Annotated in this window: 19 protein-coding genes; 16 read left to right on the top strand and 3 right to left on the bottom strand. The window is 71.7% G+C overall.

The window, feature by feature from the left end:
* The first annotated feature begins 17 nt into the window (after nucleotides 1–17).
* Together IE250_RS13555 and IE250_RS13550 are read left to right on the top strand one after the other, a co-directional pair.
* On the top strand, nucleotides 18–1,259 hold the full coding sequence (locus IE250_RS13555) for a DNA polymerase IV (protein WP_189669833.1): 1,242 nt from the start codon (nucleotides 18–20) through the stop codon (nucleotides 1,257–1,259).
* A 105-nt stretch (nucleotides 1,260–1,364) separates the two neighbouring features.
* Nucleotides 1,365–1,787 (top strand): SCO2097 family morphological protein, encoded by a 423-nt coding sequence (locus IE250_RS13550; RefSeq protein ID WP_189669832.1) that lies wholly within the window; start codon nucleotides 1,365–1,367, stop codon nucleotides 1,785–1,787.
* Nucleotides 1,788–2,027: 240 nt separating this feature from the next.
* Here the strand turns inward: IE250_RS13550 and IE250_RS13545 are convergent, their stop codons facing one another.
* The 3 genes from IE250_RS13545 to IE250_RS13535 are packed head-to-tail and all read right to left on the bottom strand — an operon-like array spanning nucleotide 2,028 to nucleotide 6,702.
* Nucleotides 2,028–4,319 (bottom strand): transglutaminase TgpA family protein, encoded by a 2,292-nt coding sequence (locus IE250_RS13545; RefSeq protein WP_189669831.1) that lies wholly within the window; start codon nucleotides 4,317–4,319, stop codon nucleotides 2,028–2,030.
* A complete protein-coding gene (locus tag IE250_RS13540; protein ID WP_189669830.1) occupies nucleotides 4,316–5,629 on the bottom strand; it encodes a DUF58 domain-containing protein in 1,314 nt (437 codons plus the stop codon). Before IE250_RS13540 ends, IE250_RS13545 begins: the two co-directional genes overlap by 4 nt.
* Before the next feature lie 20 nt (nucleotides 5,630–5,649).
* A complete protein-coding gene (locus IE250_RS13535; protein WP_189669829.1) occupies nucleotides 5,650–6,702 on the bottom strand; it encodes an AAA family ATPase in 1,053 nt (350 codons plus the stop codon).
* A gap of 399 nt (nucleotides 6,703–7,101) precedes the next feature.
* Here IE250_RS13535 and mraZ point away from each other — a divergent pair, with 399 nt between their 5' ends.
* The 14 genes from mraZ to murC all read left to right on the top strand — a co-directional run bounded on the left by mraZ (nucleotide 7,102) and on the right by murC (nucleotide 22,674).
* A complete protein-coding gene (gene mraZ / locus IE250_RS13530; RefSeq protein WP_189669828.1) occupies nucleotides 7,102–7,572 on the top strand; it encodes a division/cell wall cluster transcriptional repressor MraZ in 471 nt (156 codons plus the stop codon).
* A gap of 177 nt (nucleotides 7,573–7,749) precedes the next feature.
* Nucleotides 7,750–8,793, top strand: a complete 1,044-nt coding sequence (rsmH, locus tag IE250_RS13525) for a 16S rRNA (cytosine(1402)-N(4))-methyltransferase RsmH (protein WP_189669827.1) — start codon at nucleotides 7,750–7,752, stop codon at nucleotides 8,791–8,793.
* Complete coding sequence (ftsL, locus tag IE250_RS13520) at nucleotides 8,790–9,218, top strand: cell division protein FtsL (protein ID WP_189669826.1); 429 nt, start codon at nucleotides 8,790–8,792, stop codon at nucleotides 9,216–9,218. Before rsmH ends, ftsL begins: the two co-directional genes overlap by 4 nt.
* The gene (locus IE250_RS13515; protein WP_229872440.1) at nucleotides 9,215–11,407 is read left to right on the top strand and encodes a peptidoglycan D,D-transpeptidase FtsI family protein; all 2,193 of its coding nucleotides are present in this window, start codon (nucleotides 9,215–9,217) and stop codon (nucleotides 11,405–11,407) included. Before ftsL ends, IE250_RS13515 begins: the two co-directional genes overlap by 4 nt.
* A 70-nt stretch (nucleotides 11,408–11,477) precedes the next feature.
* The gene (locus IE250_RS13510; protein ID WP_189669825.1) at nucleotides 11,478–11,798 is read left to right on the top strand and encodes a hypothetical protein; all 321 of its coding nucleotides are present in this window, start codon (nucleotides 11,478–11,480) and stop codon (nucleotides 11,796–11,798) included.
* A 128-nt stretch (nucleotides 11,799–11,926) separates the two neighbouring features.
* Nucleotides 11,927–12,238, top strand: coding sequence for a hypothetical protein (locus IE250_RS13505; protein WP_229872439.1), 312 nt, complete (start codon nucleotides 11,927–11,929; stop codon nucleotides 12,236–12,238).
* 385 nt (nucleotides 12,239–12,623) lie between these two features.
* Entirely contained in the window at nucleotides 12,624–12,878 is a 255-nt protein-coding gene (locus IE250_RS13500; RefSeq protein ID WP_189669823.1) for a DUF8617 domain-containing protein, read from the top strand.
* A 102-nt stretch (nucleotides 12,879–12,980) separates the two neighbouring features.
* Entirely contained in the window at nucleotides 12,981–14,621 is a 1,641-nt protein-coding gene (locus IE250_RS13495; RefSeq protein ID WP_229872438.1) for a UDP-N-acetylmuramoyl-L-alanyl-D-glutamate--2,6-diaminopimelate ligase, read from the top strand.
* A complete protein-coding gene (locus IE250_RS13490) occupies nucleotides 14,618–16,078 on the top strand; it encodes a UDP-N-acetylmuramoyl-tripeptide--D-alanyl-D-alanine ligase (RefSeq protein WP_189669822.1) in 1,461 nt (486 codons plus the stop codon). Before IE250_RS13495 ends, IE250_RS13490 begins: the two co-directional genes overlap by 4 nt.
* Nucleotides 16,075–17,157, top strand: coding sequence for a phospho-N-acetylmuramoyl-pentapeptide-transferase (gene mraY / locus IE250_RS13485; protein ID WP_189669821.1), 1,083 nt, complete (start codon nucleotides 16,075–16,077; stop codon nucleotides 17,155–17,157). The genes IE250_RS13490 and mraY overlap by 4 nt, the downstream gene beginning before the upstream one ends.
* Nucleotides 17,154–18,638 (top strand): UDP-N-acetylmuramoyl-L-alanine--D-glutamate ligase, encoded by a 1,485-nt coding sequence (gene murD / locus IE250_RS13480; protein ID WP_189669820.1) that lies wholly within the window; start codon nucleotides 17,154–17,156, stop codon nucleotides 18,636–18,638. Before mraY ends, murD begins: the two co-directional genes overlap by 4 nt.
* A 19-nt stretch (nucleotides 18,639–18,657) precedes the next feature.
* A complete protein-coding gene (gene ftsW, locus IE250_RS13475; protein ID WP_189669819.1) occupies nucleotides 18,658–19,890 on the top strand; it encodes a putative lipid II flippase FtsW in 1,233 nt (410 codons plus the stop codon).
* A 100-nt stretch (nucleotides 19,891–19,990) separates the two neighbouring features.
* Complete coding sequence (gene murG / locus IE250_RS13470) at nucleotides 19,991–21,145, top strand: undecaprenyldiphospho-muramoylpentapeptide beta-N-acetylglucosaminyltransferase (protein WP_373301686.1); 1,155 nt, start codon at nucleotides 19,991–19,993, stop codon at nucleotides 21,143–21,145.
* Nucleotides 21,142–22,674, top strand: coding sequence for a UDP-N-acetylmuramate--L-alanine ligase (gene murC, locus IE250_RS13465; RefSeq protein ID WP_229872437.1), 1,533 nt, complete (start codon nucleotides 21,142–21,144; stop codon nucleotides 22,672–22,674). The genes murG and murC overlap by 4 nt, the downstream gene beginning before the upstream one ends.
* Nucleotides 22,675–22,824 lie beyond the last annotated feature (150 nt).

The following is a 22,824-nucleotide window of genomic DNA, read 5'->3' as shown; positions in this document are numbered from 1 at the left end:
AAGAACGGAGCACGTTCGTGAGCAAGGGGCCGGGGTCAGCGGCGGCGAGACGTCACTGGGGGTCGGACGAGTCCGGCTGTTCGGTGCTGCACCTGGACATGGACGCATTCTTCGCCTCCTGTGAGCTGGCCCGGCGGCCGGAGCTGCGGGGCCTGCCGGTGATCGTCGGCGGGCAGGAGCGTGGGGTGGTGCTGGCGGCCACGTACGAGGCGCGGGCGTTCGGGGTCCGGTCCGCGATGCCGATGACACGGGCGCGCCTGCTGTGCCCGCAGGCCACGGTGATCAAGCCCGACCACAACCTGTACCGCGACGTCTCCCGCTCGGTCATGGGCATGCTCCAGGAGGTCACGCCGCTCGTGGAGCAGATCAGCGTGGACGAGGCCTTCCTGGACGTGAGCGGTGCCCGACGACGGCTCGGCCCGCCCACCGAGATCGGCGCCGAGCTGCGCCGCCGGATCGAGGCCGAGCACGGCGTGACGGCGTCGGTAGGCATCGCGCGGAACAAGTTCGTGGCGAAGCTGGCGTCGACGCACTCCAAGCCGGACGGGCTGATGCTGGTGCCGGTGGCGGCCACCGTGGACTTCCTGCACACGCTGCCCGTCGGCGCCCTGTGGGGAGTCGGGGAGAAGACGGAGAAGTCCCTCGCCGCGTGGGGAATCACCACGGTCGAGGAGCTGGCCCACACTGACCTGGCGAGCCTGCAGACCGCCGTCGGCCGGGTCAGCGGCGCGCACCTGCACGACCTCTCGTGGGGGCGCGACCCGCGTCCCGTGGTGCCCGAGCACCGCGAGCACAGCATCGGCGCCGAGACCACCTTCAGCACGGACCAGGACGACACGGTGGCGGTCAGCCGGCGCGTGCTGGAGCTGTCCGACCGGGTGGCGGCCCGGCTGCGGCACCAGGGCGTGATGGCGCGCACGGTGTCCGTGAAGGTGCGCTCCAGCGACTTCGCCACCTTCACCCGGTCACGCACGCTGGACGGGCCCACGGACGTCGCACGGGACATCTACCTCGTGGCGCGTGAGCTCGTCGCAGCCGTCGATCTGGGTGGTCTGCCGGTGCGGCTCGTTGGTGTGCGGGGTGAAAATCTTCTGCAAAGAGACGGTTCGGCGCAGCAGCCAACTCTTGAGGAAGCCGTTGATCCTCGCTCCGGAGCACAGCGGGAGGCGGAGGTCGCGCTCGACGCGGTGCGAGAGAAGTTCGGGAAAACTGCGATCGACCTGGGTGTACATCACAAGAACGGAACGCATCATTACTGATCTGCCCCTATAGTCGCTGTATGCCCGGGATGTCGACTACCACCGACGGCCGGGTCGTCCTATCCTGGAAGGGACACTGTTCCTTTGCGAGATCCGGGGGTCTCGATGCCTCTGTCCGAGTACGAGCAGCGGGTGCTGGAGCAGATGGAGCGTGCTCTGACGTCAGACGACCCGCGGCTCGCAAATACGCTTCAGTCCACTGGCCGCGGTAACGCGCTGCGCTACGTGCTGTCCGGGGCCGGCGTCGTCGTCGGTCTGCTTCTTCTTGTCGTTGGCGCGGCGACGTCGCGCACCTGGCTCGGGGCCATCGGCTTCGTGCTGATGTTCGCGGGCGTGGTCTTCGCGTTCCTCGGGCCACGCAAGAAGCAGCAGGAAGGCCCGGTCGGCGTCGTCGGCGAAGACGGCACGGTCCAAACGCCGCACGGGGCACGCAAGCCCCCCAAGCGGCAGGGTGGTGGTCGTTCCGGCGGCTTCCTCGCCCGTCTTGAGGAGCGCTGGGAGAACCGGCGCAACGAAGGCGGTCGCTAGCCGACGAAGGGGATCGGTGGTCCTGGCCGGACCTCCGGCACATGCGCGTGACAGGCGTGTGACTGACGCCGCTCATGACAGGAGCCGGGCCCATGGGCCCGGCTCCTGTCTGTCTCCTCACCGACGCGTCCGCCCGACCGTCCGCCCGACACACCGGGCCGACACGCCGGGCCCGACGATCAGACGCTCAGTTCACCCGGGTGATCTGAGCGCCTGGTACGCGCCCTCAGAACTAGCGCCTCACGCCTTGCGCGTCAGCACCTCGGTCAGCTCGGTGGACACCGCAGCGGTGAGCTCCTCGAGCTCGGCGGCCGTCGGCGGCGTCGAGTCGCGGGCGTAGCGCTCCTCCTCGGCGGCGTCGGCCAGGGCGGTGAGGCGCTCCGCGACGTCGTCGGGCAGGGGAGTGCCTGTGCGGGTGCGCACCTCCTCCGCGATGACGGCCGGCGCGCGGCGCAGGGTGACCGACGGACCGAGACGCACGTCCTGCTCGGCGAGCAGCGCCAGGATGCGGGACCACGCGCGCTCCGGGTCCAGCACCTCGGTCTCCGTACGGCGGCGCAGCAGCAGCCATGCGGCCCCGGCGAGCACGCCGAGGGCGATGATCACCGCGACCACCCAAGCCCAGCCGGGCAGGGTCTGGTCCGACACCTCGGTACCGGACGACGGGTTCTCCGTGGCGGCCGGCTCGGTCTGATCGGGCTGCCGGGTCGGCTGCTGCGTGGGCACCTCTCTGGCCTGTGTCGGTGTGGGCGAACTGCTGGGCGCGCTGCCCACGCTCGGGTTCGCGTACGCGGGGAGCGGACCGGTCTGCACCTGCGGCGTGGGCTCGAACCGGACCCACCCGACGGACGGGAAGTAGATCTCGGGCCAGGCGTGCGAGTCCTGGCCGGTGACCCGGAAGGCGCCGTTGCCGTCGGGCCGGCCGGGCAGCCAGCCGACGCCGATGCGGGCGGGGATGTCGAGGCTTCGGGCCATGACCATCATCGAGAGGGCGTACTGGGTGCAGTAGCCCTCCTTGTCCTGCAGGAAGTCCCAGACGGTGTCGGACGAGCCCCGGTAGTCGGCGTCCGGGTCGTACACGAAACCCTGGCCGGACCGCAGGTGGTTCTGCAGCGCGACCGCCGCGTCGAACCGGGTGGGCGCATCCCCGGCGATGTCCCGGGCGTAGGCCGCGATGTCGTCGCGGTGCTCCGTCTCGGGCACCTCCGTGTAGCCGGCGGAGCGGGGGTCCCCGGAGGCCGGCGTGGCCCGCAGCAGCTCGGGGGTGAGCCCGCGCTCGATGATCTCGACGCTGTACGAGGACCCAGGCTCGGTGCTGTCCCGGCCGCGCACCTCGTCCCGGAGCGCGTCGTAGGCCCAGTCGCCGCTGACGTCGACCGAGCGCGGCTCGAGCGGCAGCGGCAGCTCGCCGCCCTCCAGCTGCCCGATCCGGAGGTCCATCCGGCGTCCGTTGCCGGCGGCTCCCTCGCCGGGTGGCGCGAGGATCGTGGACGGGTCGAAGTCCATCAGGCCGCCGTCGGGCACCGCCCGGTGGGTCTGGACACCGTCGAACGCCGTGAGAGTCATCACGCGCAGGGGGCCGGTCGGCTCGCCGTCGGCCATCGTGTACGTCAGGACGGTGTTGGCGGAGCGGGCGCTCAGGGGCTGGCGCATGTCGAGCTCGGAGGACAGCTCGACCGTGTCGGACGGCGTGGAGATGAGCTGGCTCCAGGTCCCGGCCAGCGCCGGCAGGGCGGCCATGCCGGTCGCGACGCCGAGCGACGCCGTGGCGACCGCCACGGAGGTCAGCGCCGTGATCCCGGAACGGAACCGCTGCGCCCGGCGCACGGCCATGGAGTCGGACTCGCTGTGCCGGCCGGGTGTCACACCCACCGGATCGACAGTGAGCAGCAGGAGCATCGCCGTGACGCTGATGACGAAGACCTGCCACTGGACCTCGCCGATGAGGGTGAGCGGCGGCGTCCACAGGAGCAGCAGCGGCACACCGGCGAAGCCGGGCATCCGGGCGCCGGCGAGCGAATCCACGATGAGCAGCACCAGCAGCGTGCCACCGACGGCGACCATGCTGATGGCCGGGTCGGGACCCACCGGAGCCACCTGCGTGCTCATGGTCTCCGTGGCCTGGCGGAACCGCTCGAGGACCTGCTCCAGGGAGTCGGGCCCCACGAACGGCTCGAAGCGCTGTCCGGGCCCGCCGTAGCGGGCCAGGACGAACCAGAACGCGACCAGCAGGCCTGCCGCCGTCGCGGCGAACGAGGCGCCGCCTGCCGCGCGGTCGGCGGCGCGGTCCGCGCTCAGGCCCTGGCCCGCCGCCCGGCGGGTGGCCGCACGGTCGACGGCGGCGCGCAGCAGCAGGTACCGCACGACGCAGCTGGTGGCCGAGACGAGGACGACGCCCGTCGTGCCGACGGTGAGCCACGGCCCGGGGTCGATGACGAGCGTGAGCGCGTTCATGGACGCGATGACGGCGATCGCGACGAGAACGCCGGACGCGACGGTGCGGACCAGCGGACCGCGGTGGGCGGGGATCACGGGGCACGCTCCGCGAGCAGGGCCCAGGCGCGTTCCGGGTCGGTGCGGGCCTCGCAGGTGCTGACGTGCCAGCCGGACGCCCGCAGCTCGGAGGCCGTCTGGTCCAGCTCGTGCTGGAACCCGGCGCCCCGGGGAGTCACCAGGAGCGCCCAGCAGGTGCCCTCGGCGCCGAGGGCCGCGAGGTCGTGGCGGGCGTCGGGCGCGTGGGGACCGAGCACCGCGACGACGATCTCACCGGGCGTCCGGGCGAGCCGGAGGGCACGTGCGGTGGTGCTCGTCGCGTGCTGGCCCTCGGCGGCGCCGCGGTGTCCGCGGATGTCCACGCAGGCGTCGAGCAGGGCGGGCCGGCTGGCGCGCGTGGTCGCGAACCGCACGCCCTCGACGGTGGGGGCCACGCTCGTGGTCAGCAGGCGCGCCGGGTGCCCGGCGTCGAGGAACGAGGTGGCTATCGACGCGGCGAGCTCGACCGCCCACTCGCCGTCGTCCACGGCCGCGGGACGGCGCGGGCTGCCCGACTCCTGCCAGTGCGGCAGGAGGGAGCGGTCGAGCAGGACGGTCACGGGGCGCACGCCGGCGCTCTCGTCGGCCCGGACCATGAGCTGGCCCCGCCGTGCGGCGCTTGCCCAGTGCACGCGGCGCGGGTCGTCGCCCGCTACGTACTCGCGCAGCACGGAGTCGTCGGTCGACTGGAGCCGCGCGCCCGTTGCGGAGTGGTCGACGTCGCCCACGGCCCGCGTGCGTACGGCAAGCTCGACGGTGCGCGGCCACACGGGTACCTGCGTGGAGCCGCCGAGCGGCTGGGTGGCGCGGACCAGACCGAACACGTCGGTCCGGGTGGTCAGCAGCGGCCCCAGCGACCAGCGCCCGCGGCGGGTCGGGGTCAGCGAGTAGTGCACGGTGATCCGGTCGGCCCGCGCAGAGACCCGGGCGCGGATGCCCTGGTGCCCGGCGAGCTCGTGTGCCGCCTGCTCGGACAGGCGCAGCCGGGACAGCCGCTCGTACGCCGCGCCGGAGGCCTGGTGCGCGGCGACCAGGAGGCTCACCTCCGCCGTCCGGTCGCGCACCACCGGGTTCGGAGTCACGGCACGCGTCACGTGCAGAGCCCCGCGTCCGGACTCCAGCCGCTGGGTCCCGATGACCACCCAGGCCACCGCGACGGCGAGCAGCGCGGCCGCGCCCAGCCCGACGAGGTCGGGGAGGGTGAGCACCAGCCCCAGGGGGACCAGCACACCGCCTGTGCAGGCGGCTCCGATGCCACGGGGAGTCAGCCGTACCCGGCTGATCCGTGCGAGCGTGTCACGCCACCTCATGAGCTTCTCGCCTCGGCCGCTCAGAACCGCCGCCGGTCGGCGGGCTCGAGAGCCGGCACCGCCGTGCGCTGCACTATCTCGTCGACGACCGTCTCGGGTGTGACGCCGCTGAGCCGCGCCTCGGTCGTGACGATGAGGCGGTGGGCCAGGACGGGCCGGGCCAGCCGCTGGATGTCGTCGGGCAGCACGTGGTCGCGGCCCGCCATTGCGGCGATCGCCTTGGCAGCCCGCAGGAGCTGGAGCGACGCACGGGGCGAGGCGCCGAGCCGCAGACCGGGGTGCTCGCGCGTCGCCCCGACCAGCCCGACCACGTACCGCTTGACCGACGGTGATGCGTACAGCGACCGGGCAATCTGCGAGAACCGCAGCATCGAGTGGCCGTCGGTGACGGGACTCAGATGTTCCAGGGGTGTGCTGGCCTCCTGACGGTCGAGCATGAGCATCTCGGCGTCGGCGTCGGGATAGCCCACCGTGATGCGGGCCATGAAGCGGTCGCGCTGCGCCTCGGGCAGTGGGTACGTCCCCTCCATCTCGACCGGGTTCTGCGTGGCGACCACGAGGAACGGCCGGGGGAGCTGGTGGGTGGTGCCGTCCACGGTGGTCTGGCCCTCCTCCATGCACTCCAGCAGCGCGGACTGGGTCTTGGGGGAGGCGCGGTTGATCTCGTCGCCGATGACGATGTTGCTGAACACCGGCCCGGGCCGGAACTCGAACTCGTGGCTGCCGGTGCGGAAGATGTTGACGCCGGTGAGGTCGCTCGGCAGAAGGTCGGGCGTGAACTGGATGCGGCCCACGTGGCAGTCGATGCTGCGGGCGACCGCCTTGGCGAGCGTCGTCTTGCCGACGCCGGGCACGTCCTCGACGAGGAGGTGGCCCTCGGCGAGAAGGACGGCGAGCGTGATGTCGGCCAGCCCAGGGCGGCCCGTCACTACGGACTCGACGGCTGCGCGGACGGCGGCCATGGTCTCCACCAGCTCGTCGAGCGCGCCAGGCCCGGGCGCAGCCTGCGGGGCGGACAGGCCACCGCCGAACTGAGGTTCCACGAAGCCGGGAGTGGCGGGTTCCGTGTGCACAGGGGGAGACCTCCATCAGGCCGAGTTATCAGGCCGGGGTTCTGGCGCGCTGACGCGCTGTTCGGACGCCGCGCGACTCACGCTCGCCCGGCTGGTCCAGCCTAGTAGAGATGTAAAGCACTCTGTTGTGTGCATCACGCGGTCTCCACACATCCGAGCACTTGTTTTTTCCTGCCATTTTCGCCCGCAGCCAGGTCAGGACGCTTGCCGGAGCGCCGCCTGGGGCCGGGTAGTGCGACATTCCACGCCACGCGGGACACGAATTCCCTCCACCCGCTCTTTACCTCTTTGACCTGCGCATTGAGGGCCGGTGGGTAGTTCTCCCCATGCTTTTTCCGAGTGCGGTGGTGGAAAGTGGAGTAGCGTGGAGGATGCGGGAGCGAGAGGAGGTGTCGGCCCATGACTGAAGCTGCGGAAGGTTTCGCGGGTCTGGGTCTGCTCCTCGGCACGTACACCCCGAAGCTCGACGAGAAGGGCCGCCTGATCCTTCCCGCCAAGTTCCGGGGGCATCTGTCCAGCGGTCTGGTCATGACCAAGGGGCAGGAGCGGTGCCTCTTCCTTCTCCCGATGGACGAGTTCCACCAGATCTACACCCAGATCCGGCAGGCGCCGGTGACGAGCAAAGCCGCACGGGACTACACGCGAAACTTCCTGGCGGGAGCGAGCGACGAAGTACCGGACAAGCAGGGCCGGGTCTCCATCCCGACACACCTGCGCGAGTACGCCGGCCTGGACCGCGAAGTGGTCGTGATCGGGGTCGGTACCCGCGTGGAGGTGTGGGGCGTGCAGGCCTGGGCCGCCTACCAGGAACAGACCGAGCCCGACTACATCGACCAGGCCGAGGAGATCTTTCCGGGTCTGAGCTTCTAGGACAGGCGAGCAGGCGGCCGTACGGCCAGGCCTCCTCCCGCGGGATCCGGCGCACTTCCCCGCCGCCGGAACCATGCGGAGGGAGACCTGACCGGACGGCCCGGCCACGCAAGGGCCGGTTCCGGCAGGCAGCAGCAGGCAGTAGCAGCAGGGCACGACGCAGGAAGGGAGACACCGATGAACGCGACCGACAACCGTCCCGGCACCAGCAGCGACGCCGCCGATCGTCACCTTCCGGTGCTGCTCCAGCGCTGCGTCGACCTGCTCGCCCCGGCACTCACCGAGCCCGGCTCGGTCCTGGTGGACTGCACGCTCGGCATGGGCGGTCACACCGAGGCCGTCCTGGAGCAGATCCCGACTGCCCGCGTGATCGGCATCGACCGCGACCCGCAGGCCCTCGCTCTGGCGGGCGCCCGGCTGGCCCGGTTCGGCGACCGGTTCATGCCGGTGCACGCGGTGTACGACGAGATCGGCGACGTGGTCGGCGAGCACGCCGGCGGCGCGGTGCAGGGCGTGCTCATGGACCTCGGGGTGTCCTCGCTGCAGCTCGACGAGGCGGAGCGTGGCTTCGCGTACGCGCAGGACGCGCCCCTCGACATGCGCATGGACTCCACCCAGGACCTGACGGCGGCCGACGTGCTCAACACGTACGACGAGCGCGACCTCGCACGGATCCTGCGCGAGTACGGCGAGGAGCGGTTCGCGGGCAAGATCGCGCGGGCCGTCGTCCGGCGTCGGGCAGAGCGGGCGTGGGACCGCAGCGGCGAGCTCGTCGACCTGCTGCGGGCCGTCATTCCCGCTGCCACGCGCAAGACGGGCGGCCACCCCGCCAAGCGCACCTTCCAGGCGCTCCGGATCGAGGTGAACGGCGAGCTCGAGGTGCTCGAGCGTGCCGTGCCCGCCGCGATCGAGGCGCTCGCGGTGGGCGGCCGGATCGTCGTGGAGTCGTACCAGTCGCTGGAGGACCGGATCGTCAAGCGCGCGATAGCGCAGGGCACGACGTCGTCCGCGCCGTCCGGCCTGCCGGTCGAGCCGGAGACCCACCGGCCCTATCTCGAGGCGCTCACCCGGGGTGCGGAGGAGGCGGACGCCGAAGAGCTGGGGCGCAACCCACGCTCGGCGTCGGTCCGGCTCCGCGCCGCTCGGCGTCTGCGCCCCACACCCGAACACCTGCTGAACCGCACCACCAAGCAACACACAGCGAAGGAGGACCGCCGATGAGTGCCACCACTGCTGCGACGGCCCGCGCCGCCCGTCCAGCCGAGCTGCCCCGCACCCGCCGGGCGCCGCTGACTGCTATCTCCGGGGGTGCCGCCCAGCGCGGCCGCCGCCTGGACGTCGTGCGCGCGCCGCTGCACTCGAAGAGCCGGGTGCCGTTCCTCGTGCTGTGCGCCACCCTGATGATCGTGTCGCTCGTGACGGTGCTCGTGCTGAACACCACGCTCGCACGCGGCTCCTACGAGATGTCCAAGCTGCAGGGGCAGGTCGCGCAGACCGCCCAGGACGTGCAGGGTCTCCAGGAGGACCTGAGCGCCGCCGAGACGGACCTGGACGACAAGGCCCGCAGCCTCGGCATGGTGCCCGCGGAGAACCCGACCATGATCAGCGTCCGTACCGGCAAGGTGGTGAAGGGGACCGGTCAGTGACTCGGCCGACGTCGGGCTCGGGCCGGCAGCGCACTCCGTCGGGGCGCGCTGCCGGCTCGCGTTCCGCGCAGCCGCGTCAGGCCCAGCCAGCGCGGCGCCAGGGCACGTCCAAGCAGGCGGCGACTCCGCAGCGCAAGCAGGGCGGAGCCCAGCCGCGGAAGTCTCAGCCGGTCAAGGCAGAGCCCAAGGGCCGGGCCGCGTCAAAGGGCAGGGCCCAGCCCAAGGGCGGTGCGCAGCCGAAGGGCGGGGCCCAGCCGAAGGCCAGGGTTCCGAAGGGCAAGGCCCAGCCGAAGGCCAGGGTTCAGCCCAAGAAGACCCAGTCGCGTGCGACCAGCACGCGGCTGGGCTTTCAGGCGCCCGAGGGCGCCAGCAACCGCGCGGCCCAGTCCCGACCGGCTCCGTCCCGGGTGGCCCAGCCCCTGCCGCCCCGGCCGGGGCGGCCGGAGGTGCGGCAGCGCTGGCTCGTCGGCATGGCGGCCGTGGTGGTGCTGATCTTCTTGGTCCGGCTCGTGCACGTGCAGCTCATCGAGGGACCGAGCCTCGCCGAGGAGGCCGAGAAGGCCCGCACGGCCACCGCCGTGACGCCGGCCCACCGGGGCGACATCACGGACGCCAACGGGGTGGTGCTCGCCACTTCCGTGGACCGGTACACCGTGGTCGCGGACCCGTTCGCGATCAAGGACTTCCGGGGCGCGGGCCGCCCGGACGTCGACGGCAAGAAGGTGGAGGACGGCGCGCTGGGCATCGCCCAGCTGCTCGCGCCGATCCTCGACGTGCCCAAGAACGAGCTCGCGGCGCAGCTCGTGGGCGAGACGCGCTACCGGGTGCTCGCGAAGAACGTGGTGCCACAGGTGCAGCGCGCCATCGCCGACCTGGGGATCCGGGCGTACATCCGGACCGACCTCACCTCCCGGCGTACGTACCCGTCGGGCACGGTGGCCGGCTCGCTGGTTGGCTTCGTGAACGACGAGCAGACCGGGCAGGGCGGCATCGAGGCGGCGTACGACGACCTGCTGTCGGGCACCGCCGGCTCCGACACGTACGAGCGCAGCCTGGACGGCCTGCGCATCCCGGCCGCGGGCCAGGAGTCGGTCCCCGCCGTGCCCGGCGACGACGTCCAGCTCACGCTGGTGCACGACATCCAGTGGAAGTCGCAGGACGCGATCGACGACGCGGTCCGCAAGTCCGGCTCCGAGTACGGCATCGCCATCGTGCAGGACGTGCGCACAGGCGAGATCGTGGCGCTCGCGGACTCGGGCGCGACGGACCCGAACGACCGGTCGACGGCGGCCGTGGCGAGCGGGTCGCGCGCCGTCAAGGACGTCTTCGACCCGGGCTCGACGGGCAAGGTGATCACCATGGCCGCGGCGCTGGAGGGCGGCTACTGGACGCCGAACAGCCGGTTCACCGTGCCTGACACCTACACGACCCCGAACGGGCAGACGTTCCACGACTCGCACGACCACCCGGTGCAGCGGCTGACGCTGACGGGCGTGCTGGCGCAGTCCTCGAATACGGGGACGGTGCAGGTCGGGGAGAAGATCCCCATCCAGACGCGGCAGGACTACCTGGAGAAGTTCGGGTTCGGGCAGTCGACGGGCCTGGGCCTGCCGGGCGAGTCCGTGGGGCTCATGCCGCCCGACGACGTCTCGACCTGGGACGGACGCACGCAGTACACGGTGCTGTTCGGTCAGGGCCTGTCCGTCAACGCCATGCAGGCCACCAGCGTGTTCTCGACGGTCGCGAACGGCGGGGTGCGCATGACCCCGACCCTCTTCGAGGGCTCCACGACCCCGGACGGCGAGACGACGCGGGCCGCCCGCGAGCCAGGGGAGCGCGTGATCTCGGAGGAGACCGCCGACACCGTACTGAAGATGATGGAGACGGTGACCGAGGACGGCGGTACTGGCACCAACGCCGTCGTGCCGGGCTACCGAGTGGCCGGCAAGACCGGTACCGCGCAGATGCCGGCCGGGAACGGCTGGACCTACATGGCGTCGTTCATCGGCGTCGCGCCGGCCGACGACCCCCGGTACACCGTCGCCGTCTTCCTGAAGAGCCCGGGCAGCTCGATCTTCGGCGGCGAGGTCGCGGCCCCGGTGTTCAGCGACGTCATGGGGTTCACGCTGCAGAAGATGGACGTGCCGCCGAGCGAGAGCGCGAGCCGGCGGCTCAAGACCGAGTGGTAGCCGGCGGGAGCGGCGACAGGAAGCCGCAGGTCAACCCCACGATCGATGGTCCTAGCACTACTCTGGCGCCATGTCTGCACACGTCGCGGTCTGGCTGCTGATCCCGCTTTGCGCGCTGGTTGCGCTGATCGTCGGCGCCGTGCTCATCACGCGCCAGCAGAGGAAGTCCGGCCCGAGTGTCCCGGGGCCGGCGGGCCAGCAGGTCGTGAAGGGGTTCTATCAGGTGGCCGGGGAGACTCGCGAGGACTTTGTCCGTCGGCACCGCGACCGGCCCGGTGTGATCGCCAACGGCGCGACGCTCGTGGACCTGTACGACCGGATCCGGCAGCTCGAGGAACGTCTCGCCGAGGTCGAGAGCGAGCGTGAGCGAAGGGACCAGGCGACCCCCTGAGTCTCGGCCGCACGGAGGTAGCGCTGATGGAAGTAACGCGTACGAGGCATGTCTACCGAGTGCTCAAGTCGTCCTGGGGTATCAGGATTGCGATCACCGGGACTGTATCGATTGTTACGCCTGGTGTTGTGAGGACCAGTGCGAGCGGGTCGGCCATTGCCTTGAGTTTCAGCGGCGCAGCGTCATGTTTGCCCAGTTCGTATCTACATGAACTCGGTGAAGGTATTGCTGCAGTTACTTCTAGGGCCGCCGAGCACGCCGGAGATCGCCCTGTTGCTGTTGACATTGAAGACGTCCAGTTCAACGAGACGGATTTTCAGGTCGAGGGCTTGCCGGTGGCAATGTGCCGGTGGGCTGAGCAGGCGTTCGGGCTCCCGCCGCGAAAAATCATCGAGACGTTCGACCGTGATGCCAATCGCTACCGCTTTGAGTGGGCGTGAAATACCGGCGGTTCAAGGTTGAGTGAGTCGAAGCCAGACGCTGGAGTGGTCTGATCCGGCGGTTCGAGTGGCACTCTTACATCTGGTCGTGACGAGACTCTGGGGTGCTCGGGACGCCGGTCGTCCGCGCCTTTCTCGTGGTTTTCCAGGTTGCGGGAGCCAGTCCAGCTCCCCAATGCTTTGGACCGGAACGGTTCTCCAGCGCCACGTATCGCGCGGGGAGGGAACGCGATGGAACGAGTGTTCTTGGCGAATCAGGTTCGCCAATATGGACAGTTCACGGAGCGCTCCGGTGCTCGGGATGCATATGACATCCACGGCGCACCAGCGGAACTGTAGATCGGCATGGTGTAAGAGCGGATGGCGAACAACTCGATGATGCCCTATGGCCAAGTTTCTCTGCGTGTGCGGTGACACGATCCAGGTCAGTGGCGACATCCCGCATCCGTATCAGTGGAACCTCTTGTCGGACGTCGACTTCGATCGTCACTCGGGGACCGTCGATGCGGACGAGCTCTACCTGCAGACCACGTTGATGTTCCGGTGTCCCCAGAGCGACCACCTGTGGATCTACTGGCGCGGCCCGGAGCATCCGCCGTCGTTGTACTCGCCCGGTGATGATGGCCAGACCCAGAGTTGATGGGGACCTGGTCCGCGAGATGACCGGGACCGCCCCACAACCACCACCCAAGGCCCACAGACCGGACGGAACCCTCCTCCCGGAGACGGTAGGTTCTTCTCCGTGACATCCCCGTTCGACCGGATCCGCCCGGCCGCCACCACAGCGCGCCAGGTCTCGGACCTCGCCGTCGCGTTCGGCCTCACCATCGCCCCAGGTCATGCCGCCGACGCCGCGGTCACCTGCGTGGCCTCGGACAACCGGGTGGCGAGGCCGGGGGACCTGTTCGTGGCCCTGCCCGGCGCCCGCGCGCACGGCGCGCAGTTCGCCGCGGACGCCGTCGGGCGCGGGGCGACCGCAGTCCTCACCGACGCGCGCGGCGCCGAGCTGATCGGCAGCGACAGCACAACACCGGTCCTCATAGCCGACGACCCCCGCGCCATCCTCGGCCAGGTAGCAGCGTGGGTCCTGGGCAACCCCGCCGACGAGCTGATGACCTTCGGCGTCACCGGCACCAACGGCAAGACCACCACCACGTACCAGCTCGACCACCTGCTCCGGGCGCTCGGCTGGAGAGGCGGCCTGATCGGCACGGTCGAGACCCGCTCCGGGGACCGCGTCGTCCCCAGCATCCTGACCACGCCCGAGGCCGCGGACCTCCAGGCCCTGCTCGCCGCGATGCGCGAGGACCACGTGCGCACGCTCGCCATGGAGGTCTCCTCCCACGCGCTCGCGCAGCACCGCGTGGACGGCGTCGTGTTCGGCGTCGCCGGGTTCACCAACCTCACCCAGGACCACCTGGACTTCCACGGCGACTTCGAGTCCTACTTCGCCACCAAGGCAGACCTGTTCACGCCCGCCCGCGCCCGCCGCGGCGTCGTCACCGTCGACGACGCCTGGGGCGAGCGCATGGCGAGGGCCGCGCAGATCCCCGTCGCGACGCTCACCACGCTCCCGGACAAGCACGCCGACTGGACCGTGACCGACGTCGCGCCGTCGGGCACCGGGTCCGCCTTCACGCTGACGCACCGCGACGGCCGCACCCTGCGTACCTCCACCTCGCTGCCCGGTGGCTACAACGTGGCCAACGCGGCACTCGCGGTGGCGATGGTGCTGGAGGGCGGCTCGGACATCCGGGACGTGACCGAGGCGCTCACGGCCGCCGACGGCCTGAGCGCCACCGTCCCCGGCCGCATGGAGGTGCTCGCCACCGCGCCGCGCGTCGTCGTGGACTTCGCGCACAACACGGAGGCCCTCCAGCTCGCCCTGGCGGCCCTGCGGCCGACGACGACCGGCCGGCTCGCCGTCGTGTTCGGCGCCACGGGCGACCGCGACGCAGGCAAGCGGCCCTTCATGGGCGCCGCCGCCGTGCGTGGCGCGGACGTCGTCTACGTGACCGACGACGACCCCCACGACGAGGACCCCGCGAAGGTGCGCGCGGAGGTGCTCGCGGGCACCGGCACCGGCGGCACGCCGGGACGAACGGTTGAGGCCGCGGACGACAGCGGCTCGCGTACGGTTGAGGTCCACGAGGTCGCCCCGCGCGCGGACGCCATCCGCGCCGCGATCCTCGCGGCCGGCCAGGACGACACGGTGCTCGTGGCGGGCCGCGGCCACGAGACGATCCAGGAGATCGCCGGCGTGGACCACTTGCTCGACGACCGCGTCGAGGCGCGCGCCGCGCTGGCAGCACGGAACGCGATACCTCAGCAGGACGGGCAACGTCAGCAGGACCCCATGCAGGAGAGGACAACACAGGCATGATCGAGCTGACTGCGGCGCAGGTCGCCGCAGCCACCGGCGGGCGGCTGCATGCCGACCCGGACGTGACGGTCACTGGGGCGGTGACCATCGACTCGCGTGACGCGGGACCAGGCACGCTCTTCGTGGCGCTGCCGGGGGAGCGGGTGGACGGGCACGACTTCGCGGCCCGAGCCGTCGAGGCGGGTGCCGCGCTGGTGCTGGCGGCCCGCGAGCTCGATGGCCTGCCGACCGTCGTCGTGGACGACCCGCGGGCGGCCCTGGGCGAGCTCGCCCGGCACGTCCTGGCCACGGTGCGCAACACGTCGACCGGCGCGGAGGCGCCCAAGGTGGTTGCCGTGACCGGCTCGGTCGGCAAGACCACCACCAAGGACCTGCTCGGCCAGCTCCTCACCCCGGAGGCGGGCCACGAGAGCGCGATCATCGTCCCCAAGGGCTCCTTCAACAACGAGATCGGCCTGCCGCTGACGGTCCTGCGGGTCACCGCCGCCACGCGCTACCTCGTGCTGGAGATGGGCGCCGACCGCATCGGCAACATCGCCTACCTCACGCGCATCGCGCCGCCCGACGTCGGCGTCGTGCTCGCCGTCGGTGTCGCGCACGTGGGCCACTTCGGCAGCGTCGAGGCCATCGCGAAGACCAAGGCCGAGATGGTCTCCGGCGTCGTCGACGGCGGCTCGGTGGTGCTCAACGCCGACGACCTGCGGGTGGCGGCCATGGCGAGCCAGGTCGCCCCCGGCACCACCGTGCAGACGTTCGGCACCATCCCGTCCGCCGACGTCCGCGCCGAGGACATCTCCGTCGACGGCGCCGGCCGGGCGAGCTTCGCGCTCCGCGTCGCCCGCGCCGGCCAGGACGGCGAGCAGCGCGCGGACGTCGCGCTGCAGCTCGTCGGACCCCACCACGTGAGCAACGCGCTGGCCGCGGCGACGGTGGCGCTGCGCCTCGGGGTGCCCGTGGCCGACGTCGCAAAGCGGCTCTCGTCGGCAAAGGCCCTCAGCCCGCACCGGATGGCCGTCACGGAGCGGCCCGACGGCGTCACCGTGATCGACGACGCGTACAACGCGAACCCGGACTCGATGAAGGCCGCCCTGCGCGCGCTTGCGGTCATGTCCGGCCGGACCCGCCGCTCGGTCGCCGTGCTCGGCGCGATGCTCGAGCTCGGCGACGGCTCGCGCGCCGCACACGACGAGATCGGCCGCCTCGTCGTCCGGCTGAACATCAAGCAGCTGATCGTGGTGGGCGACGAGGCCTATCACATCCACGAGGGCGCGATGCAGGAGGGTTCCTGGGGGTCGGAGTCGATCTTCGTGCCCGACCTGGACGCCGCCCGCGCAATGCTGGACGAGTCGCTGGAGCCCGGCGACGTCGTGCTCGTGAAGTCGTCCCTCGGTGCCGGGCTGGCCGAGCTCGGGGACCACCTGTCGATGGTCAAGACCACAGAGGACAACAACAAGTGATCGCGATCCTGGTCAGCGCCGCAGTGGCGCTGCTCGTCGCCCTGCTGGGCACGCCGGTCTTCATCCGGTTCCTCGTCCACAAGAACTACGGCCAGTTCGTCCGCCAGGACGGCCCGACGGGGCACTTCACCAAGCGCGGTACGCCCCAGATGGGCGGCGTCGTCATCATCGCCGCGACCATCATCGGGGTCGCGGCCTCGATGCTGGTGTCCAACCGGCTGCCGAGCGTGTCGGCGCTGCTCGCGCTCTACCTCATGGCGGGCCTGGGCCTGGTCGGCTTCCTCGACGACTTCACCAAGATCCGCAAGCAGCGGTCCCTCGGCCTGACCCCGCGCGCCAAGCTGATCGGGCAGGGCGCCATCGGCATCTCCTTCGCCGTCCTCGCGCTGCAGTTCCCCAACGAGAATGCCCGTACCCCGGCGTCGACCAAGATCTCGTTCCTGCGCGACACGGAGCTCGACCTGGCGTTCTTCGGCGCCACCGTGGGGCTCATCCTCTTCATCATCTGGGCCAACCTGCTGGTGGCCGCCTGGTCCAACGCGGTCAACCTGACCGACGGCCTCGACGGCCTGGCCACCGGCGTCTCGATCATCACGTTCGGCGCGTACGTGCTGGTCGGGATCTGGCAGCTCAACCAGTCGTGCCAGTTCCTCGCCACGGCGGGACCGCGCTGCTACGAGGTGCGCGACCCGCAGGACCTGGCCATCGTCGCCGCCGCCGTCACGGGCGCCTGCGTCGGCTTCCTGTGGTGGAACGCCAACCCCGCCAAGATCTTCATGGGTGACACCGGCTCGCTCGCCCTCGGCGGCGCGCTGGCCGGCCTGTCCATCCTGTCCCGCACCGAGATCCTCGGTGCGCTCCTCGGCGGCCTCTTCGTCATCATCGTGATGTCCGGCGTGATCCAGATCGGCTTCTTCAAGATGACCGGCAAGCGCGTGTTCAAGATGGCGCCGCTGCACCACCACTTCGAGCTCTCCGGGTGGGGCGAGGTCACGATCGTGATCCGGTTCTGGCTGATCGCAGGCCTGTTCGCGGGGATCGGCATGGGCATCTTCTACGCGGAGTGGGTGGTGTCGTGACCGACGCGCCCGGCGCCGGCACTTACGGCGCCGTCGAGCCGCGGGTCCCGCTGGACGAGGCCCGGGTTGTCCTGGCGGGCCTCGGCGTCACGGGGCGGTCGCTGCAGCGCGTGCTGGCGCCGCGCGTGGCCTCACTGGTCACGGTGGACGACCGGGCGGACGACGCCGACCACAGCGGGCTCGACGCCGAAGCGGCGGCCGCCGTGGTGGCCCAGGCCGACCTGCTGGTCGCCTCGCCGGGCTTCGCGCCGCACCACCCCGTCGTCGCTGCGGCGCTCGCCGCCGGCGTGCCCGTGTGGAGCGAGGTCGAGCTCGCCTGGCGCCTGCGCGTCGACCGCCTGGGCAGCGACAAGCCCGCACCGTGGCTCGGCATCACCGGGTCCAACGGCAAGACGACCACAGTAGAGATGCTCGTGGCGATCCTGCGGGCGGCGGGCCTGCGCACGGCCGCCGTCGGGAACGTCGGCCGGTCGCTCGTGGAGGCGGCCCTCGACCCCATGCTCGACGTCGTGGCCGTGGAGCTGTCGAGCTTCCAGCTCCACTTCACGCACACGATGTCGCTCCAGGCGGGCGTCGTCCTGAACGTCTCGCCCGACCACCTCGACTGGCACGGCTCGATCGACGCGTACACCCGCGACAAGGGCCGCATCTACGAAAACGTCCAGGTGGCGTGCGTCTACAACGTCGCGGACCCGAAGACCGAGGAGCTGGTACGCGAGGCCGACGTCGTCGAGGGCGCGCGCGCCGTCGGCTTCGTGGTCGGCACGCCCGGCCCGGGCGACCTCGGCCTGGTCGACGACGTCCTGGTGGACCGCGCCTTCCACGCCGCCGCCGACGACCCGGACCGCCGCAAGAGCGCCGCGGAGCTCGGCACCCTCGCCGATCTGAAGCAGCTGGGCGACCTGGGCGGTGTCGTGCCAACGCATATCGTGGCGGACGCCCTGGCGGCCGCCGCCCTGGCACGCGCGCACGGCGTGCCCGCCGCGGCGGTCCGCGACGGCCTGCGGTCCTTCGGCCCCAGCGAGCACCGCATCCAGCGCATCGCTGAGGCGGACGGCGTCACGTACGTGAACGACTCGAAGGCCACCAACGCGCACTCGGCGGCCGCCTCGCTGGCGGGCTTCGCCCACGGCACCGTGGTCTGGATCGCGGGCGGACTGCCCAAGGGCGCCACGTTCGACGAGCTCGTGTCGTCCCGAGCGGACCGGATGCGGGCCGCCGTCGTCATCGGAGCCGACCCCAAGCCCCTGGCCGAGACGCTGGCCCGACACGCGCCGCAGGTCCCGGTCGTCCTGATCGATCCCGGTGACACTGAGACCGTGATGCGCCGGGCGGTAGCGGCGGCGCGGGACCTGGCGCAGCCAGGGGACACCGTGCTGCTGGCTCCGGCGGGTGCGTCGCAGGACCAGTTCGTCTCCTACGCCCAGCGCGGCGAGGAGTTCGCCAGGGTGGTCCGTGAGCTCGCAGCAACCACCCGCTGAGCCGCAGGAGGGGTAGGGGATGGCCACGACGGGAACGAGCCGCAGCGCCCCTGAGCGTTCGGGGCTCGGCCAGTGGAACTCCAACGTCTCCAGCTACTACCTCCTGGTCGGCACCACGGGCCTGCTGACAGTGATCGGCCTGATCATGGTGCTGTCCAGCTCGACGGTGACGTCGATCGCCGAGGGCGGGTCGCCTTACGCGGCGTTCCTGGTCCAGGCGCAGTACGCGCTGATGGGCCTGCCCGTGCTCCTGGTCGCGGCCCGGCTCCCGGTGCGCTGGTACAAACGGCTGGCGCTGCCGGGGCTGGCCGTAGCCATCGTGCTGCTGGTCGCGGTGATCTTCGTGGGCGACGTCAGAAACGGCCAGCAGAACTGGCTCCCGCTCGGACCGTTCTCCTTCCAGCCGTCCGAGCTCGCCAAGCTTGCCCTCGCCATCTGGCTCGGCACGGTGCTGGGCCGCAAGCAGGCGCTGCTGGGGAGCTGGTCGCACGCGATCATGCCGGCGGTCCCGGGCGCGGTCATGGTCGTCGGCCTGGTGCTCGCCGGGGGAGACCTGGGTACCGCGGTGGTGATCGGCCTGCTCGTGGCGGGCGCGTTCTTCGTGGCCGGCACCCCGCTGTCCCTGATGGGGCTCGGGGGCACGATCGCGGCGCTCGTCGTGGGGTACGTGTTCATCCTGCAGCAGGGTTCCGGGGACCGGCTGCAGCGCATCATCGCGACGTACGGCGCCGAGTGCGACGCGAGCTCGGAGTGCTACCAGTCTCTGCACGGCCTGTTCGGGCTGGGTACCGGCGGGCTGTGGGGCGTCGGCCTGGGCGGCAGCCGCGAGAAGTGGAACTACCTGCCCGAGGCGCACAACGACTTCATCTTCGCCGTGATCGGCGAGGAGCTGGGCCTGCTCGGCACGGTGCTGGTGCTGTCCCTGTTCGCCGTGCTGGGGCTCGCGATGAGCCGCGTGATCCGGCGGCACACCGACCCGTTCGTCAAGGTGGCCACGGCGGCCGTCGGCTGCTGGATCGTGGGCCAGGCGTTCGTGAACATCGGCGTGGTGATCGGGGTGCTCCCGGTGATCGGCGTGCCGCTGCCGCTGGTCTCTGCAGGCGGTTCGGCGCTGATCACCACGATGGCCGCGCTCGGGATGGTCATATCCTTCGCCCGGACGGAACCAGGGGCTGCCAAGGCACTGGCCGCACGCGGTAGCGTCGTCCGCAGGTCACTGGCCGTGCTGGGCGGCGCGGTCCGGAGACGGTAGAGATGTGCACGGCGGCCCCATCCTTGAGCGGATCCTGCACCGCAGGCCGCTTCGTGATTGATTCGCCCGGGCGCTATGTCCGGGCGGCGACGAGAAGGTGATGATGAGCTCAGCAGTTGTGTCGGTGGTGCTCGCCGGAGGCGGCACCGCGGGACACGTGAACCCCTTGCTCGCGGTGGCCGACGAGGTGCGGCGCCGGGAGCCCGGCGCGCGCGTGCTCGCGCTCGGCACCACTACCGGCCTGGAGGCCGAGCTGGTGCCGGCCCGCGGCTACGAGCTGCGGCCGATCCCCCGCGTCCCGATGCCGCGCCGCCCCAGCCCCGACCTGCTGCGGCTGCCCGGCAGGCTGGCCGCCGCGGTGAAGGCCGCCGAGGACGCGATCGACGAGATCGACGCGCAGGCCGTGATCGGGTTCGGCGGCTACGTCGCCACCCCGGCCTACCTCGCGGCCAGGCGCAGGGGCGTGCCGATCGTGATCCACGAGCAGAACGCCCGCCCAGGCCTGGCCAACCGGCTCGGCGCCCGGTGGGCGGCCCGCGTGGGCCTCACCTTCGCCGGTACGCCGCTGCGTGGCGGTGTCCTCACCGGCCTGCCGCTGCGGCAGGCCATCGCGGCCCTCGTCCAGGCGCGGGAGGCCGACGCCGCGGGCGTGCGTGCCCGGGCCGCCGCCGAGCTGGGCCTCGACCCGACGCTGCCGACTCTCGTGGTCACGGGCGGATCCCTCGGCGCGCTGAACCTGAACCGCGCCGTGTCGGGCGCCGCTGCTCAGGTCCTCGCCGCGGGCGCGCAGGTGCTGCACCTGACCGGAAAGGGAAAGGCCGACGAGGTGCGCGAGACGGTCGCCGCGGTTGACGGCCGGCGCTACCAGGTCCGCGAGTACCTCGAGCAGATGGAGCTCGCCTACGCGGTGGCCGACCTCGTCGTCTGCCGCTCGGGCGCGGGCTCGGTGGCCGAGCTCGCCGCGCTGGGCATCCCCGCCGTCTACGTCCCGCTGCCGATCGGCAACGGCGAGCAGCGGCTGAACGCGACCCCGCTGGTGCAGGCGGGCGGCGGTCTGCTGGTGGACGACGCCGACCTCACACCCGGCTGGGTGTCCCGAGAAGTTCCCACGCTGCTCGCGGACCGCGAGCGGCTCGGTGTCATGGCGAAGGCCGCACGCTCGGCCGGCACCAGCGACGGCGCCGCACGCGTCGTCGATCTCGTCGAGCAAGCCGTACGGTCAGCAGGTACCGACACCACGGAGGTCAGGTCATGAGCACCCCGGTCACGGATCAGATGGCGGACCAGGTCGTGAGGCTCGGACGCGTCCACATGATCGGCATAGGCGGGGCCGGCATGTCCGTGGTGGCCCGCCTGCTGGCCGGGCGCGGGGTGCCCGTACAGGGCTCCGACGCCGCGGAGTCGGAGACGCTCGAGGGCCTGCGGGCCGAGGGCGTGCAGGTGTGGGTTGGCCACGATCCGGCCCACCTCACCGGCGTGGACACCGTGGTGATCTCCAGCGCCGTGCACGAGGAGAACCCGGAGCTCGCCGCGGCCCGCGCCCGCCGCCTGAACGTGCTGCACCGCTCGCAGGCGCTGGCGGCGCTCATGGAGGGCTCGCGCGGCGTCGCCGTCGCGGGCGCGCACGGCAAGACGACGACGTCGGCGATGATCGCGACGATCCTGCGCGAGGCGGGCATGGACCCGTCGTACGCGATCGGCAGCACCGTGCGCACCGCCAGCGGGTCGACGCCGGGCGGCCACCTCGGCACGTCCGACGTGCTCGTGGCCGAGGCCGACGAGTCGGACGGCTCGTTCCTGAACTACGCGCCCACCATCGCGGTGGTGACGAACGTCGAGGCGGACCACCTGGACCACTACGGCACCCCGGAGGCGTTCAACGGGGCGTTCATCCGGTTCGCCCGTCGCGTGACGCCCGACGGCTGGCTCATCGCGTGCGCCGACGACGAGGGCTCGCTGTCGGTGGGCGCCACGATCTGCGCCACGGGCGGCCACGTCATCACCTACGGCACGAACGACACCGCGCGCGTGCGAGTCACGGACATCTCCACCACGGCGGAGGGCACCACGGCGGTGCTGCGCGGCGACATCCTGGGCACCAACGAGCAGGTGGCCGACGGCGCGGGCGTGTCCGGCAACGTCCCTGGCATCCCGATGCGGCTCTCGGTCCCGGGCAAGCACAACGTGCTCAACGCGACGGCGGCCGTCATCGCCGCGGTGAAGCTGGGCGTGCCGCCCGAGCAGGCCGTCGCCGGTGTCGAGGCGTTCGTCGGCACGGGCCGCCGGTTCGAGGAGAAGGGCGTGGCCGACGGCGTCCGCGTCATCGACGACTACGGGCACCACCCCACGGAGATCAAGGTCATCCTGACCGCGGCCCGCGAGATCGCCGACGGCGGAAGGGTGCTCGTCCTGTTCCAGCCGCATCTCTACTCGCGCACACGGATCTTCGCCGACCGGTTCGCCGAGGAGCTGTCCGCGGCGGACGAGGTGGTGGTCACGGGCATCTACGGGGCGCGCGAGGAGCTGGACCCGTCGGTCACGCCGAACACGATCGTCGACCTGATGACCGACCACGGGGCCGCTTACGCGGTGCCGGACCGCCTGGACGCCGCGCACGCGATCGCCGACCTCGCCCGGCCGGGCGACGTGGTGCTCACCGTGGGCGCGGGCGACGTGACCCAGCTCGGGCCCGCCGTGCTGGCGCGCCTGGCGGGCCGCGGTACGGGTCTCGTCGCGGGAAGTCCCGCCACCGATGCTCCTGCTTCGGGGCTGGGCGAGGACTGATGCGTCCGCCCGCGCGCCCTCGCGCCGCGGGCCCGGCACGGCCGCGCCCGGCAGGTCAGGGCTCGGCGCAGCAGGGAACGACACCTCGGGCGCCGGAGACCAAGGCTACGAAAGCCCGGGGTGCTGCCCGAGGTGCTGAGGCCCAGGGTC

Origin of the sequence: Promicromonospora soli (assembly GCF_014653785.1) — a bacterium.
Taxonomy (GTDB): Bacteria; Actinomycetota; Actinomycetes; order Actinomycetales; family Cellulomonadaceae; genus Promicromonospora; species Promicromonospora soli.
Note: the sequence above shows the minus strand (reverse complement) of the source record. Positions and strands in the feature narration are given on the sequence as shown.